The following is a 15885-nucleotide window of genomic DNA, read 5'->3' as shown; positions in this document are numbered from 1 at the left end:
AAGCGATCATTGTCACAGCCTTTTTTCATGGAGACAATGCTCCTTACACTATTTATCTTTCAACGATGTATTGCTGTAAACGAAGCGCAGCGAGATCCTTTTGCTTTGCTTCCACCATCACATCAACATCAGCACCATTTAAATAGTGTATTAATCGGTCAAAATCGTCTGGAAATATATAATCATGATGCCTTCTATCAGTGGGAAATTCCTTCCCTGAGCTAATGTGCACTTTTGGAACTTCTCCTTGCTTCCACGTTTTCCAAACAGCAGGAAGTAATGCAGATAACTCCTTTGTTGCGGGATTACAATAATGATGATGAATGTCAAAGCAAGCTGGAATCCCTGTAGCTTCACATACATAAAGCACATCTTCTAAATCGAAAATTTTATCATCATTTTCAAAACGCAGCTTCTGCAAAATTTTAGCTGGTAGCCGCTTCGTTTGTTCCATTAATCGTGCTAATGCTTCCTCTTTATCACCATACTTCCCTCCGAGATGAAGGATCATGTCCGTTGCACCAGTAAGCTCCATTAAGGTAGCATGATAGTTTAAATCAGCGATTGTATTTTCAACCACTTCTGCTCGTGGTGAGTTTAATACACTGTATTGCCCAGGATGCATGGACAATCGCAATCCATGTTTTTCTTGTAATGCTTTTATGTCATTACAGATTGTTTGCACATCCTGATCTTCCGCCCAATCCCACGTATTAACTGGATGTGTTGCTAAAACAACGATATCACTGCTTATGCGATAAAAATATATACCATGGGCAATATTCCATTCAATAATTTCTTTTGTTAAGCGCAGGTTTTCCAACGTCAGCTCTTTTAGCTTGGGAACACCCTCTTTTTCTGCTGTGGCAACACGACATGTTCGGAATTTTTTCTTTAAACTCATATTTATGCAAGCATAACCAATTTTCATATCATCTCTCCACCTGTTCATCAAAAAATAACCTAATGAAAACTTTATATTGCAAATCTATATTTTTATTATAAGAATAAATGTTCTTATATATTGTAGCGAAATAGGCTATCAAAAACAATAAATTCAAGTTCAGTGTGCAAAAAAAAAAAAGAGGAAACTTCCTTTCAGAAGTCCCTCTCGAGTGATACTATATAGCACCTGTTACGAATATGGATATTGCCGCTTTACATGTTGAACGGAGATCCATTTAAATGTAGTAAACGCATCTAAACTCCATTCGCCATTTAAGCGTCCCACACCTGAATGCTTCATTCCACCAAAGGCTACATTAGGCTCATCATTAATTGTTCCATCATTGATGTGAATCATACCAGTATCCATTTGCTTCGCTAATTCAGCACCCCGTTCAACATCTTTCGTATGAACCGCTCCACTTAAGCCATATGGCGTGTCGTTAACAAGACGTAATATTTCCTCATCGCTGGACGCTTTCATAATGGAAATTACCGGAGCAAATAATTCTTCTTTTGCCAATGTCATTTCTGTTGTAACATTTCCAAAAACAACAGGTTCCATCGTATTGCCATCTACCTTGCCCTTCAACAATGGCGTAGCTCCTTCACTCAACGCTTTTTCAACAATTGCCACCGTATTATTAACTTGGCGTTCATTAATCAATGGACCAATAATTGTATTTGCATCGCGTGGGTCACCACATGTAAGTGTAGAAACTTTGGCAATATACTTTTCTACGAATTCATCATATATTTTTTCATGAACAACTAGGCGATTTGCTGACATACAAATTTGCCCCTGGTGTGTAAAACGACTGAATACAGCAGCACTTACCGCAAGATCGATATCGGCATCATCTAATACGATTAATGCACTGTTCCCTCCAAGCTCCAAATGAACCTCTTTTAAATGTTTTCCAGCTAATGCACCAATATGCTTTCCGATAGCGGTAGAGCCTGTAAAAGAAATTGCTCTCGGAATTGGATGTTCAACAAAGCGATCCCCTATTTCAGCTATCTCTGTTGTTACAACATTTAACAGTCCTTTTGGTAGTCCAGCTGCTTCAAAAATCTTTGCAATCATCGTACCGCCTGTAATAGCAGTATGCTCATGCGGCTTTAAAACAACACCATTCCCTGCCGCTAACGCTGGTGCAACAGATTTCATTGAGAGAAAAAATGGAAAGTTAAATGGACTAATGACACCTACCACGCCAATTGGAACACGATACACGCGGTTTTCTTTATGATCAATTGGAGATGGCATAATTTTTCCTTCCATTCGAAATGGAAATGTTGCTGCTTCCTTTAGCATATTCTTAACTAATCCGATCTCAAATTCTGCCTTTAATCTTGTTCCACCAATTTCTTCAATAATAACATCAACAATAGATTCATGCTGTTCCTCTATATAAGCAACCGCACGTTCAAATACTTCACGTTGATTAACCGGATTAACGCGAGCCCATTCTTTCTGAACCGTTTGAGCAGAAACATAAGCAGCATCTAAATCTTGAATAGTAGCAGCCTTGTATGTAGCAATTAGCTTTCCATTATAAGGATTGCGATTCTCCATTGCACGTTCGCTATTTCCGTCTCGCCATTCTCCAGCAATATACTGTCCTTCAAGTTGTGTAAAATTCATTTGTAATCCCTCCGAAGTTTAGTTGTCGATTTGAACATTTTGCTTTGCCAAGCTTGCTAGCGTATGTACATTTGCATTTATTTCTTCCATGGTTGCCGATAGTTGTTCAATTGCAGCAGATTGACTGTCAGATTCCGTGTTCACTTCTCTTGTATGTTTGTTTAAGTCACTAATATCACTTTTTATTTTCTTTGTAATTGCCTGAATCTCGGTAACTTGCTGCTTTGAGTTAACCGCCATTTTTCGAATTTCATCCGCAACGATGGAAAAACCTCTTCCGTGTTCCCCAGCTCGTGCTGATTCGATTGCTGCATTCAGTCCAAGTAAATTACTCTGATCTGCAATTTCTTTTACAACATTCGAAACCTCTTCAATTGTTCCTGCACTCGTAGTAACTTCTTCAGCTTGATTCGAAACAATCGTCATATTTTCAGCAAGCTCTGTAATGGATTGTGACATTTCAATAATTGTTTTCGTCACATCTTCCATGACAGTTGATAGATTTGATGAAATATCAGATAGTCTTTGTGCATGTTCAATACTGCTTCCAATTCCAACTCCACCAATCACATTACCAGCTTCGTCATGTAATGGAATAGCACGAGCAATAAGATGTACACCAAAAAGCTCCGGCGGAACTGCTGCTGCCATGTTCTCATTATTTCTTATAGCAGCTGTCACGATATCTCCTTCCATTAAAGGATCTCCCGGATTCACATTTAAGGAAAAGCTTTTAGCGGGAAAGTTGATTACTAGCTTCTCCGTGTCATAAATTCCAACCGTAATATCATCATTAACTAATGTTTGAAGAAATGGTGCGACTTTCACAAATGCTTCTAAAAGCGAATGCTGTTCCTGCGTTTCCATCGTCATCTTGTGTACCTCCATTATGTTGTATTCTTCTTTTATATCGACATACTGTCGTGTATAATGAACCTAAATTTAACAGTTTTTCTAAATAGCTTCTGAACTATCATTATTTATATGAATAATCATAAATTATTAATTACTGGTACGATATTTCCAGAAAAACGGATGAAGGAGGGTGTATCATGACTAAACATCGGATATATACAATGCCTTTCGCAAGTGTCTATCCCCATTATGTCACGAAGGCAGAGCGAAAAGGCCGTACAAAAACAGAAGTAGATGAAATCATCGGCTGGTTAACAGGCTATAGCCAGAAAGCGTTAGAAGCACAATTGGAAAAACAGACAGATTTTGAGACTTTCTTTGCGGAAGCTCCTAATCTAAATCCTTCGCGCGCTTTAATCAAAGGGGTAATCTGTGGTGTTCGAGTGGAGAATATTGAAGAACCAACGATGCAAGAAATCCGCTATTTGGATAAGCTTATTGATGAGTTAGCAAAAGGAAAAGCAATGGAGAAGATTTTACGAAACTAATCGATTCTTTGTAATATGTGGTGGTGTAATTTTCTCTCCATTGCTCTTGTTTCAAGACTTATTGGTATGAAATAGTACTGGCAAAGAACGCGGCAGAAAATTATTCCCTTTTCGCAGTAGGCATGCGTTTTTCCCAGGATTTCCAAGTTACTTAAAATAATTCGGTTTTTTAATCGTATTACTGTATGGACGATGAAACATATGCGTCGTTGCTGGAGAAAGTGGCGGAACAAGCCATGACCATTTTCCTGTTAGTTCTCGTCCTGCTTCCTGCTCTTTTCGTTCAAATACGCTAAATTGCTTTGCTGCAGTATGATGATCAACAACGGTTACACCATGCTTCTGAAAAGAATCTAATACAGCGGCATTAAGCTCTACCAATGCTCGATCCTTCCATAGGCTTCGAGCTTTATTGCGATTGAGACCCATTTGATCGGCTATTAGCGGCAATAAATGATATCGTTTTTCATCTGCTAGATTTCTAGCACCGATTTCTGTTCCCATATACCAGCCATTGAATGGAGCTGCAGTATATTGTAACCCGCCTATTTCAAGTCGCATATCCGAAATAATTGGCACCGCATACCACTTTACTTCGAGATCGCCAAACAGGTTATATTCTTGATGTTCGATCGGCACTTCCATTATAATTTCTTTCGGAATTTCAACATAAACTGGTGTTTCATCATTCCATTGAATAACAAGGGGTAATAAATCAAAATAACTGCGCTTTCCTTGCCAGCCAAGCTGTTCACACATTTTCGTAAAGGGAATCGAGTCGGGATCACCGATAATCTCATTTTCGGTTTCATAGCCTGCATAGCGCAATAATTGATGGTTCCATATTTTCAATCGCTTATTATGACTTGCTGGTGGAAACACAGTAATCATCGGTTTAATCTTTCCAGCATTCGTCGCCTTTTCAATATGCTGAACTAAATATGGAAATACTTCTTCACTTGACGTGACATGACGTGCATCTACTACTTCCAACCGGTCCCAAAACAATCGTCCGATACAACGATTAGAATTTCGCCATGCTACCCGTGCACCATAGGTTAATTCGTCTATTGTATGCTCATAAGAGCCTTCCTTCGCAATCATAGCTTTTACTGTAGAGAGGCGCTCATTAAGTAGTGCTTTAGATTTATTGGTTTCCATATAATATTGCTCTAAAAATTGCTTTGCTTCGTTAAATAGTTCTGAATTATTCATAGTTGGTGCTCCTTAAATATATCTTCTTCCACCATCATAGCAAATGAAAGAAAATATATGGTAGATAAAGACTTTCAATGGGGTTTACTCCAATTTATACGCGGGATTAAAAATGAAAGGAAGAATGAAAAAAAGAGACGCAAAAGCGTCCCTTATGATATGCTCTTCAGTTCTTTTATATACGCACCGATTTCTTGTAATGTGCAGTCTCTTACCTTTTTTACAAAATGAGAACCAATAATCGCTCCATCTGCTCCATTTTGATACACAAGGGAGACATCTTCTCTTTCTTTTATTCCAAACCCTACATAAACAGGAATGCTGCTATAATTACGAATTCGCTTTATTGTATCGATATAATTTGTGGGAACCTTTTCAAAGCTACCTGTTTTTCCGATCCCACTCATACAATATGCAAACAGCCGATTGTTTTCCAATTGCTTGACCATTTCATCCTCAGATGTTTCTTCATTATACAATTGAATTGGTGCTGGAAAATCTTCCACCGTTAGTGCTTGATCAACACAAAGTAACCCATCAAATAAATGCTGCTTTTCATGGAGTAAGCGATAGCTTTCCAATCCCTCTTTATACGTCATTAATACAATCTGAAAGGAAAATGCTTCTTTGATTCGCTGAAGGATTTCAACAAAATATTCCTCATTAAAGCCTTGTGAAAGCACCTGCTTATGACTTTCTTGGATGACTGCTCCATCCATGTGCGCATCCTTAACAGGAACCCCTAATTCAAGTACGTCAACCTGATATTGATCCATCAGAGTTAAAATCTCAAAAAAACGAGCTTCATTTGGATAGCAGCATGGTAGATAAAGTGCAAGCTTTTTCATGATTACCCTCCTATCAGCTTAAGAAACATTCCTAACAATGGACCATATAAAGCATAGTCTGTTTCACTTAAAATCCGCATAATTGATGCATATGAACCAATATGAGGGAGCAATAATGCCTGTCCTATTATTAAGATCAATCCGTTTGTAAAGGAACCAATCAATGCTCCACGAATCCCACCAGTAGAATTCCCAAAAATTGCAGTTACCGCACCAGTAAAGAAGGTAGGAATTAATGCTGGGAATACAGCAATTGGATAATCAATCATTGCTAGAAAAACCATACCTACAAATCCAGCAACTAAGCTAGTGAGAAAACCGACAATAACCGATGTTGGATAATTTGGAAATAACAACGGAACATCTAATCCTGGCTTTGCATTCGGAATGATCTTATCCGCAATGCCATGGAAAGCAGGAATTATTTCTGCTAGAAGCATCCGCACACCAGCTAAAATAACCGTAATCCATAAACCGAACTGTAAACCATTTAAAAGTGAGAATGAGATTATATCTCTTCCATCACTAATATTTTCCATAATCCAACTTGGACCAGATATAATCGATACAATTAAGAACATTAAAAACATAATTACCGTCAACGCAATAGTCATTTCACGTAAGAAGTTTAAGCTTTTAGGAATTTTAATATCCTCTAAATCACGCTTTTTATTTCCAAAAAGTCCGCCAAGCTTAGCAGCAATCCAAACACCACTAGAGCTTGAATGGCCAAGCGTAAATCCTTCTCCACCTTTTACATTTTTCATTAACGGTGCCACATAAGCACATGTAAAGGTTAAATAAAAACCGAGAATTAGAGACCCTGTTAAAACAAGTGGAACAAATCCCATATTCGTACCAAATTTTAATAACGCTGCAATTAAACCAGCATAGAAGAAAGATACATGTGCAGAAAGATGTACGTATTTAAATGGTGTTATTCGCGCAAATAAAATATGAATAATAAATCCTAAAGCAAAAATAAGTGCCATTTCTGTTCCAATTTGAACAAAGCTCTCCATTTGCGCCTCTGCAAGCGTAGGAATTTCGGCTTCTAAACGAAATACTTTACTAAGCATTGGCTGCAACGGCAGTAAGGAAATCCCTAACGACTGTGCACCTGTATTAATAAGTAAAAAACCAATCATTGTTTTAATGGTACTAGATACAATCGAATCAAAGCCCTTTTTCTGAACCAATAAACCAATAATGACGACAATACCAATTACAAATACAGCCTGGCTAAATATGTTATCAATAAGATACATGATAAAGTCCATGTGTGCTCGCTCCTTTAATAGATTTAATGGTATTTAATAACGAAATATTTTTGAACATTTTTCACATATTAGAACTATCTAAGATAACTGACATACGTCTTCTATTTATTTTATTTTGGAAGCTTTTGCTGGTCATATATGACTTCCGAACAAAAACTCCCATTTACACTTCTATTTATTCGTTTATTGCTTTTAAAAGCTCGGATCGCAATAGCTCTTTGTCCATCATATTATCAATTCGCAACACCTTTGCTCGCGAATTACGGAGAATATCAGCAAAATCAGAAGTTGTAATAACTACGTCATAATCATCTGCGCGGACCGAACCAATGTCGGATGCATCCACTGTTGCTGAAATCCCTTCTTCTGTTAATACTTGTTGTGCATAAAGACGGAGCATCATACTACTTCCCACACCAGCTCCACAAACCGTTACAATAGATAACATTATTATTCCTCCCCTTTAAATATTTTCATTAATTGTTGAGGTGTTGTTGCCTGTAATATCGCCTCTAGCTTTTCTTCTTGATTTAATACACCAACTAGTTCAGATAACGCAGTTAAATGGGTTTCATGATCAATGGCACAAAAACCGATCACGATTTTTACCGGGTCATTGGTTCGATGTCCAAATCGAATTGGCTCTTTTAACGTCACGATACTAAATCCAATATCTTTTGCACCATACTCCGGTCTAGCATGTGGCATTGCAATTCCAGGAGCAATGACGATATATGTTCCATTTTCATGGACATTATCAACCATCGCGTCAATGTACGAAGGCTCGATTAAGTCATTTTGATAAAGCAATTCACCACTTCGTCTAACCGCTTCATCTCTATCTGTAATTAAAGCTTGTGTTTCAATTAAGTTCTCATTTAACACTTCTATTAACACAGGATTTATTCTCCTCTCTATTTTGGCTGTCTCTTTTTCATCACGTTGAAAATAGTCCTGTAATCGCTCATGAAGCGCCAATGGATCATGAATTGTACAAAACGGATAAATAATATGCAGAATATCCTGTACAAGTAATTCAGGACCCTCTAGCTTGTCGAATAGCAATGTAAGCTTCTGAATATCTTCTTTGGTAAGTAATGGACTTACTTTAAGAATTTGCGTATTCTCCATTTTCAGAGGTACGGTCGTAATGACTACATCCACTAATTCCTTTGCCACGATTTCACTTGCCTGTCGTGCCGGAAATGCTCCTAGCACTCGAATATGAAATAAGCTTTTCAGCTGTGTGGCAAGCATCTGTGAAGTGCTTGTACCGGTATCACAAACAATGATAGCGATCGGCGTTCTTTTTGTTTGCTTCTTTTGTCTTTCTAAAGCTGCTGTTACATACATCGTTATAAAGGAAGCTTCGTCTTCATTAAAAATTACATTTAACTCTGCCTCCATAACAGTAAGTGACTTCATCACCTTATGATGCACAAAGCTATAGTTCTCACGAATTTGACTCAATACTGGATTATCAATCGTTGAACCATTTCTGATTCGATATAGAGCAGGTCGTAGATGCGCTAACAATCCATTAAATAATTGAGCATCTTCTAGTAAAGGGACATTAAACACATTCTCTAGCGCCTTTATAAACGTACGTGTTACAATTTGTAGTGGAAGCCATTGATCATTTATATTTCCAAAATGATTCGTATCCTGCAAGCTACTGCTAACTAACTGCGCAGCGAAGTAAACGATTTCATTCTTTGGAAAATCAATCTGAAACACACGGTCAATTTCTTTCTTCACGATACAGGCCACTTCGTATTCACGTGTTTCCTGAATACTTTCCGCTACTGTACCTTTTTCTAGCGTGCAGTTCTGTTTTACTCGTGCGATTGCCATTCCAAGATGGAGCATTACGCGAAAATAAGAATGATCAGAAAGAATAATTTGCAGCTCATTTTCTACTACATCTATCATGCTTGCAAGCTGATTAATTTCTTCCTTTGAGAGAATTCCACTTAACATTATTCGCTCTTCGTTCGAAATTTGAAATCGATGCTTTTGCTCTTGACGATAAACAGCAAGCAATGCTTTTCGAATAGAAAGTTCTGTTCCTTCAACCTTTAATCCTTTATAAGGATATGACGTTAATGATAATTGAAACGAAGCCAACCACTCTTTCAGTAGCTTCATATCATTAATAACGGTATTTCGAGATACTTTAAGGAAATTTGACACTTGATCAATGGTTACATGCTCATGCTGAATTAATAGATAATGCAGTGCTCGATATTTGCGTTCTTCTGGAGTATGAAAAGTAAAATCCTCATGATCAAGAAACTCTTTAATTACTTGCTTCTCGCCATTTTCCAAATTCAGCCTCACGCCAATCCCTTTTTGACGCTCTAATGCAGAAAGGTGATGCTTTTCTAGAAATTCATCTACCTCCATTAAATCGTTATACATTGTCCGCTGACTAACAGAAAAGTGGTCTGAAAGCTGGCTTACGGTAAAATATTGATCATTATCCATGAATAGCAAAACCAGATCTCTTGCACGTTGATTCATTGCCTCCACCTCAATTTCATTATACGAACTACAAAAAAACGTACCAAGACCAATTTCTTGCAAAACAATTTGCAATCATTCGTTAAAGTCTTGCAAGTTTAACCTGCAAACTAAAATATATTAAAAAAGGCAGACCAAAGGAAAACTTCCTTTTGATCCGCCTTTTTGCTGATCCAATCCTATTATAATATGAAAAAGAAAGATGTTAGTTAAAAAAAAGATTCCTTTCTTACCATTTTTAAAGCAATAAAACCCCTAACCATTGGAATTGGTTAGGGTATGTGTTATAGAAGCTTTTCAATAACAGATTTTGCCGTACTTTCTTTATTACGAATAGATTGTTCATGTGTCCGCTTAAAATACTCTGCGTAGAGCACATCTAACAAGTAAAGCTGTGATATTTTGGCAGAAAGACTGCCACCTTGAAGTGGCCCTTCATTTGCACCGCAAAGTAATGTAATATCGGAATAACTCGTTAGTGGTGATTTAGCAAACCTTGTTAACGAGATGACTTTCACGCCTCTTTCTCTCGCTATCTTTGCTACTTCTAATGTGTCCTTTGTTGAACCAGAATAGGAAATTAAAATTGCAACATCCTTGTTGGACATTAATACAGCTGACATCACTTGAAGGTGAGAGTCAAATGAACATTCCGTTTTATTCGTAATACGCATAAACTTATTTTTACCTTCCATCGCGGTCATTAGTGATGCACCGACACCAAAAAAGTGAATACGCTCTGCTTCAACCATCCAATCAATTGCTTTCGAAATGTCTGCATCATTTGCTAAATTATGTGTTTGGGTAAGGGCATTGATTGTTGTAGATAATATTTTGGCAGAAAGCTCCTCAATTGTATCCTGCATCGTAATTTCACTTGTAAGCTGTGGTGTTTCATCTGCCATGGAAATGGTATGTGCCATGGCAATCTTAAATTCTTGATAGCCTTTAAAATTCATCGATTTACAAAACCGAAAGACACTAGATTCACCAACTTGGCATGCTTCAGCAAGGTCTGTGATGGACATGTATATGACATCCTTCGTATGCTCACAAATATAATCGGCTACTTTCTTCTCCGTATTTGTAAACGAACGATATCTCGTTTGGATGAGTGAAAAAATATCCGTCTTCGTCATAGCATACTCCTTCTAACTTCTCTCGCTAAGTGAAGAGCGATTGCACCCAGCACACCTGCTTTATTACCAAGAGAAGCTTTTTGTATTTGCACGTTTGAAAAGCTATCCATAATCATTTGTTTTACTTGAAAGGATACTTGTTTAACAAGGACATCCTGCTCCATAATTCCACCTCCGATAATAATAGATGGAGGATTAAAAATATGAATTAAAGAAGTTAATCCAAGTGCTACCTCATAAATCCAATCCACGATGAGCTGCTGTAATGAAACATCTCCTTGCTGATATCCCTCAAAAATAATTCTACCATTATCATAACTTTTATCTACCAATTTTGCTTTATTAATCAATGCTGTTGTCGAAGCATAGGCTTCATAACAACCATACCTCCCACAATTACAAAGCGCCCCTGACGGATGTGTAATGAGATGTCCGAATTCACCTGCTATCCCATCATTTCCGTGGTATAATCGACCATTTAAAAAAAGCGCTCCACCAATCCCTGTTCCATACGTTAAAAATAAGAAGTCATCTCGCCTATGTGTATTTCCAAAATAATACTCACCCATCGCAGCAGCATTTACATCATTCTCAACCATTACCGGAACACCGAAGCGATCCTCAAGCAGCTCTTTTAATGGCATTCCGGTATAGCCTGGAATATTATCATTTGCATAAAGGATGGAACCGTCCTGGTGGTTTACTTGACCTGCAGTACTTATTCCAATGGCGTCTACCGTATTCATTTCGGTGATGATACGCATCACCTTCTGAATCATATATTCGCCACCCTTTTTGCTTTCAGAGGCATATTCTTTAAAAAGCGAAATTTCCCCATGTTCATTTGCGAGGCCAACCTTGATTGCAGTCCCCCCAATATCAATTCCTAATAATTTCATAATGCTCATTCCTTTTCAAGGAAATATCATCGTTCTGCTAGGATTTAATGGCACGAACAAATCGTTCCGTAATTTCTTTTGGTCTCGTAATCGCAGTTCCAACAACCGCACTATACGCACCACTTTCATATACATTACTTAAATCGTCCGGTGTCCATATGCCACCCTCTGCAATGACTGGAATCGGAATATCACGTGCCATCTGTTTAATCAAGTGGATGTCAGGAAGGGAAACTCCTTTTGTTTGCGTGGTGTATCCACACAAGGTTGTCCCCACTAAATCAAAACCCAATTCATAAGCCTCTTTTGCTTCTTCATAGCTAGAGCAATCAGCCATAAACAACTGATCGGGATACGTTGCACGAAACGCTGGAAAAACATCTCGTATTCGCTGTCCTCCTGGTCTAACTCGGTCGGTCGCATCCATTGCAATAATATCTACTCCCTCCTGGTGAAGCAGCTCTACCTCTTCTTCAGTTGGCGTAATAAACACGTCAGAACCTTCATATGTTTTCTTTATTATACCAATGATTGGTAATGCAACCACTTGTTTAATAGCACGAATATCATCAATTCCATTTGCCCGTATACCTTTTGCTCCACCTAAGCGCGCTGCCTGTGCCATTCTTGCCATAATAAACGGACTATGCAATGGTTCTTCGGGTAGAGCTTGACAGGAAACGATTAATTCATGCTGGATAGATTGTAGTATTTGTTCATTTGTTGTCATCACATGCATCTCCATAATTTTAGATTATCCTTTTTCTGCACCTATCGAAATTCCTCGTGTAAAGTAACGTTGGAAGAAAAGAAAAATGACGAGCATTGGAATTGCGGCGACGGTGGCCCCAGCCATCTTATATGCGAAGTTTGGATTTAAATCTTGCATTAATGTCGCTGTTCCTACCATCAATGTTTTTACGCCTTCCTCTTGTCCGATAACTAACTGCCACACATAGTCATTCCATACTTGCACAAAGTAAAGGATAAATAGTGCACCAATTCCTGGTTTTACAATCGGTAGCATAATCTTAAAGAAGGTTCGAAACTCACTTGCGCCATCCATTTTTGCTGATTCACGCAATGAATCTGGAATACTATCGAAGAATCCCTTTAATAAAAACACACCAAAAGCCGTAGCAACATTCGGCCATATCATGCCATGTAGCGAGTTAACCATACCAAGCTGATCAACAATACGATATAACGGAACGATCATCACTTCTTTTGGAACCATTAAACTCGAAATAAAAATAATGAAAATAACATTTTTTCCTTTGAATTGTAGCTTAGAAAATGCATAGGCTGCTAAGGAGCTAACAATAATTAATGCTACCGTAGCAACAAGCGAAACAATCACACTGTTCATTGCCCATTTCAGTGCAGGCTGATTGCTGAAAACATCGATATAATTTTGAAAGTTAAAGGTCTTCGGAAACCAATCTGGTGGCATTTTCACAACTGCTGCACTGTTTTTAAATGAGCTTGTAACGAGCCAATATAATGGAAATAAACTTAATATCGCAAAAAATAGCACAATCACATTTGCTGTAATATCGAATTTTTCCTGTTTTAATTTATTTTTGCGTTTCAACATTTCATTTCACCTCTAGTTCGTTTTAAACATGGCACGTAGCTGTGGAATCGAAAGCACCATCGCAATGGCGAACATAATCACACCTACAGATGATGCGATGCCTAGTTGATTGTATTTAAATGCATTATTGTACAAGAAGTACATTAATGTCGTAGAGGCATTGTTTGGTCCTCCACCTGTGAGGAGCTGAATAACGACGAATATTTTTAGCACATTGATGATATTGATAATGATGATATAAATCGTTGTAGGTTTTACTAACGGGATCAAAATCTTAAAAATAACACGAATGCGGCTTGCACCATCTACCTCAGCGGCTTCAAAAATATCCCTTGGCACGCCTATCATAGCTGCTATATAAAGGATAATTGCTTGACCGACATTTGTGGCGAATGTTACAAAAATGATGACGGGTAAGACGAGATCCTTATCCCCGAGAAAATTTACGACAGGCAATTCCATTTGTCTAGCTAAAAATGGTATAAGTCCATTGGAAGGATTCAATAAAAAACTCCAAATCATACTCATAACGACCATGGATACCATAACCGGAATATAATAGCTCCCCCGAATAAACGAAACATATTTAGCGTTTTTATCAAAAATAGCTGAAGCCACAAACAAAGCAAACACAACGGTTAATGCTACAATACAAATAACAAATACAACTGTGTTTACCGCTGATTTTATAAACACTTCATCTTGAAACAGTGCCTTGTAATTATCAAAGCCAATGAATGTCATGTTGCCGTAATTGATTTTATATAAGCTTAAACGAATTCCTTCGAATATCGGATACACAAGAAAAACCATGAAAAATAATAGCTGTGGTGAAATGAATAGATACCCTGTTAAATTACGCTTTAAAGCGTGCATGTTGTTTTTCATACGCATCATTTACCTTTCCAATAAAACTATGAGAGGATGAGACAAAAGAAAAGCATTTATATCAAAGATAAATTCCTTTGTCCCAGTGCCTCATAGATTATTTGTTATAGATGACAGAGTCTTCCTTCGCTTTTTCGATTACATTGTTTCCTTTTTTCTGATAATCCTTCACAGCTTCTTCTGGCGATTTTTCACCTGTATATAATGCTTGAAGCTCTGGATATAAAACCTGTCTTAACTCATTGTAACCAGGAACATTTCCTGTGAAGCTAAACATATATTGTGAGTTCGCTTCATATGCAGCAAACAATGGATTTTCACCCTTAAATTCTTCGACGACTGATTTTCTTACTGGTACACCGTTCTTCGAAGCTTTAACAAGCTCCGGATCAGAAGAGAAGAACTTCACAAAGTCTTTACTAACTTCCATTCTTGTTTTGTCTCCTGTATCAAAAATAGAAGCACCTGTTACATAGGTGAATGAAAGTGGATCTCCGCTTTCAGACGGAATATTTGCAAGTCGAGCATCGAATTCAGGCACATTTCCACTAGCCATATCAGCTTTAATGTTGTTGTACAATACAGAGTTTGTGAAGCTAACGCCTAATTGTTGATTTTGGAACATTGCATTTACATCATTCGAGGAAACAGACTCCGCTCCCGGATTCGTAAGACCCTCGTCATACATATCCTTTAGCCATGCTGCAGCCTTTGTCCCTTTTTCATCTGCCAAAACAATATTTCCTTCATCATCAAAGAAAGGGCTTCCAAACATTCTTAAATAAGCTAAGTTCCATGTATCACCTTGATTATTCAATGCATATAATCCCATTGGATACGCGTTCGAATATTTATCCTCTGGTGTGTTCGCCTTTAGTTCTTTTAAAATCGTTTCATATTCATCCAATGTCCATGTTTGAATTGCATCCGCACTCCCGACATACTTTTCAAGTCCTGCCGCTTTAAACATATCTGCGTTATAAACTAATGTACCTGGCATATGTGAGAACGGATAAAAATAGATATCTTCTCCAAATGTTACCGTATCCCAGAAGCTTTGTTCGATATCCTGTTTCGCTTCATCATCAACAATATCATTCAAAGGAGCAAGAGCACCGCGATGTGCGTAATCCCCCATTGCGAATACGCTTTCAAAGAAAATATCTGGAGGTGTGCCACCATTTAAATTAACGTTTAACATTTCATCACGCTGATCACCAGCAATTACTTCTACATTTACTTTCACATCATGCTTATCATACTGCTCGGAAAATTTCTCAGCAGCATACTTAAAGAAACTGTCAAAGTCTGCACCTTCTTCCGAAGAATCGATAACACCTTTCCATTGTGGTGTGAGCCATAAAGAAATTTCGACCGTATCTTTCCCATCGGTTTTTCCTTTATCAGCTTCTTTATCGTCATTTCCACAAGCAGTAAGCAGAGATAATAATAAAACAATACTAAATAAAGCCAATCCTAATTTTTTCAATGTATAATCCT

At 37.8% G+C, this 15885-nt stretch carries 15 protein-coding genes; 1 reads left to right on the top strand and 14 read right to left on the bottom strand.

The features are described from left to right. Positions 1-52 precede the first annotated feature (52 nt). The 3 genes from uvsE to QBK89_RS00970 all read right to left on the bottom strand — a co-directional run bounded on the left by uvsE (position 53) and on the right by QBK89_RS00970 (position 3466). Positions 53-931 (bottom strand): UV DNA damage repair endonuclease UvsE, encoded by an 879-nt coding sequence (gene uvsE / locus QBK89_RS00980; protein ID WP_284139135.1) that lies wholly within the window; start codon positions 929-931, stop codon positions 53-55. Between the two features lie 204 nt (positions 932-1135). Further along, entirely contained in the window at positions 1136-2593 is a 1458-nt protein-coding gene (locus tag QBK89_RS00975) for an aldehyde dehydrogenase family protein (protein ID WP_284139134.1), read from the bottom strand. Between the two features lie 18 nt (positions 2594-2611). Further along, positions 2612-3466 carry a methyl-accepting chemotaxis protein gene (locus QBK89_RS00970; RefSeq protein WP_284139133.1) on the bottom strand — a complete coding sequence of 285 codons (855 nt, stop codon included), beginning with the start codon at positions 3464-3466 and terminating at the stop codon, positions 2612-2614. A 179-nt stretch (positions 3467-3645) separates the two neighbouring features. Between QBK89_RS00970 and QBK89_RS00965 the strand changes: the two genes are divergently transcribed. Beyond that, positions 3646-3996, top strand: coding sequence for a DUF2200 domain-containing protein (locus QBK89_RS00965; protein WP_284139132.1), 351 nt, complete (start codon positions 3646-3648; stop codon positions 3994-3996). Between the two features lie 147 nt (positions 3997-4143). On the opposite strand, the gene QBK89_RS00960 is transcribed toward QBK89_RS00965, so the two are convergent. The 11 genes from QBK89_RS00960 to QBK89_RS00910 all read right to left on the bottom strand — a co-directional run bounded on the left by QBK89_RS00960 (position 4144) and on the right by QBK89_RS00910 (position 15874). Continuing rightward, entirely contained in the window at positions 4144-5211 is a 1068-nt protein-coding gene (locus QBK89_RS00960; RefSeq protein WP_284139131.1) for a nitric oxide synthase oxygenase, read from the bottom strand. A 152-nt stretch (positions 5212-5363) separates the two neighbouring features. Continuing rightward, positions 5364-6059, bottom strand: a complete 696-nt coding sequence (gene trpA / locus QBK89_RS00955) for a tryptophan synthase subunit alpha (RefSeq protein WP_284139130.1) — start codon at positions 6057-6059, stop codon at positions 5364-5366. A gap of 2 nt (positions 6060-6061) precedes the next feature. Beyond that, positions 6062-7339 (bottom strand): PTS ascorbate transporter subunit IIC, encoded by a 1278-nt coding sequence (locus tag QBK89_RS00950; protein ID WP_284139129.1) that lies wholly within the window; start codon positions 7337-7339, stop codon positions 6062-6064. 175 nt (positions 7340-7514) lie between these two features. Next, on the bottom strand, positions 7515-7787 hold the full coding sequence (locus QBK89_RS00945) for a PTS sugar transporter subunit IIB (protein ID WP_284139128.1): 273 nt from the start codon (positions 7785-7787) through the stop codon (positions 7515-7517). Positions 7788-7789: 2 nt separating this feature from the next. Beyond that, positions 7790-9862 (bottom strand): BglG family transcription antiterminator, encoded by a 2073-nt coding sequence (locus QBK89_RS00940; protein WP_284139127.1) that lies wholly within the window; start codon positions 9860-9862, stop codon positions 7790-7792. Between the two features lie 284 nt (positions 9863-10146). Beyond that, the gene (locus QBK89_RS00935) at positions 10147-11001 is read right to left on the bottom strand and encodes a MurR/RpiR family transcriptional regulator (protein WP_284139126.1); all 855 of its coding nucleotides are present in this window, start codon (positions 10999-11001) and stop codon (positions 10147-10149) included. Continuing rightward, a complete protein-coding gene (locus tag QBK89_RS00930) occupies positions 10998-11900 on the bottom strand; it encodes an ROK family protein (protein ID WP_284139125.1) in 903 nt (300 codons plus the stop codon). The genes QBK89_RS00935 and QBK89_RS00930 overlap by 4 nt, the downstream gene beginning before the upstream one ends. A gap of 37 nt (positions 11901-11937) precedes the next feature. Further along, positions 11938-12630 carry an N-acetylmannosamine-6-phosphate 2-epimerase gene (locus QBK89_RS00925; protein WP_284139124.1) on the bottom strand — a complete coding sequence of 231 codons (693 nt, stop codon included), beginning with the start codon at positions 12628-12630 and terminating at the stop codon, positions 11938-11940. 24 nt (positions 12631-12654) lie between these two features. Next, positions 12655-13497, bottom strand: a complete 843-nt coding sequence (locus QBK89_RS00920) for a carbohydrate ABC transporter permease (RefSeq protein ID WP_284139123.1) — start codon at positions 13495-13497, stop codon at positions 12655-12657. A gap of 12 nt (positions 13498-13509) precedes the next feature. Beyond that, positions 13510-14394 carry a carbohydrate ABC transporter permease gene (locus tag QBK89_RS00915; RefSeq protein ID WP_284139122.1) on the bottom strand — a complete coding sequence of 295 codons (885 nt, stop codon included), beginning with the start codon at positions 14392-14394 and terminating at the stop codon, positions 13510-13512. An 88-nt stretch (positions 14395-14482) separates the two neighbouring features. Further along, a complete protein-coding gene (locus QBK89_RS00910; RefSeq protein WP_284139121.1) occupies positions 14483-15874 on the bottom strand; it encodes an ABC transporter substrate-binding protein in 1392 nt (463 codons plus the stop codon). Between the last annotated feature and the right edge of the window lie 11 nt (positions 15875-15885).

Origin of the sequence: Virgibacillus sp. LDC-1 (genome assembly GCF_030137545.1) — a bacterium.
GTDB lineage: Bacteria > Bacillota > Bacilli > Bacillales > Amphibacillaceae > LDC-1.
This window is presented reverse-complemented; position numbering and strand designations above follow the sequence as displayed.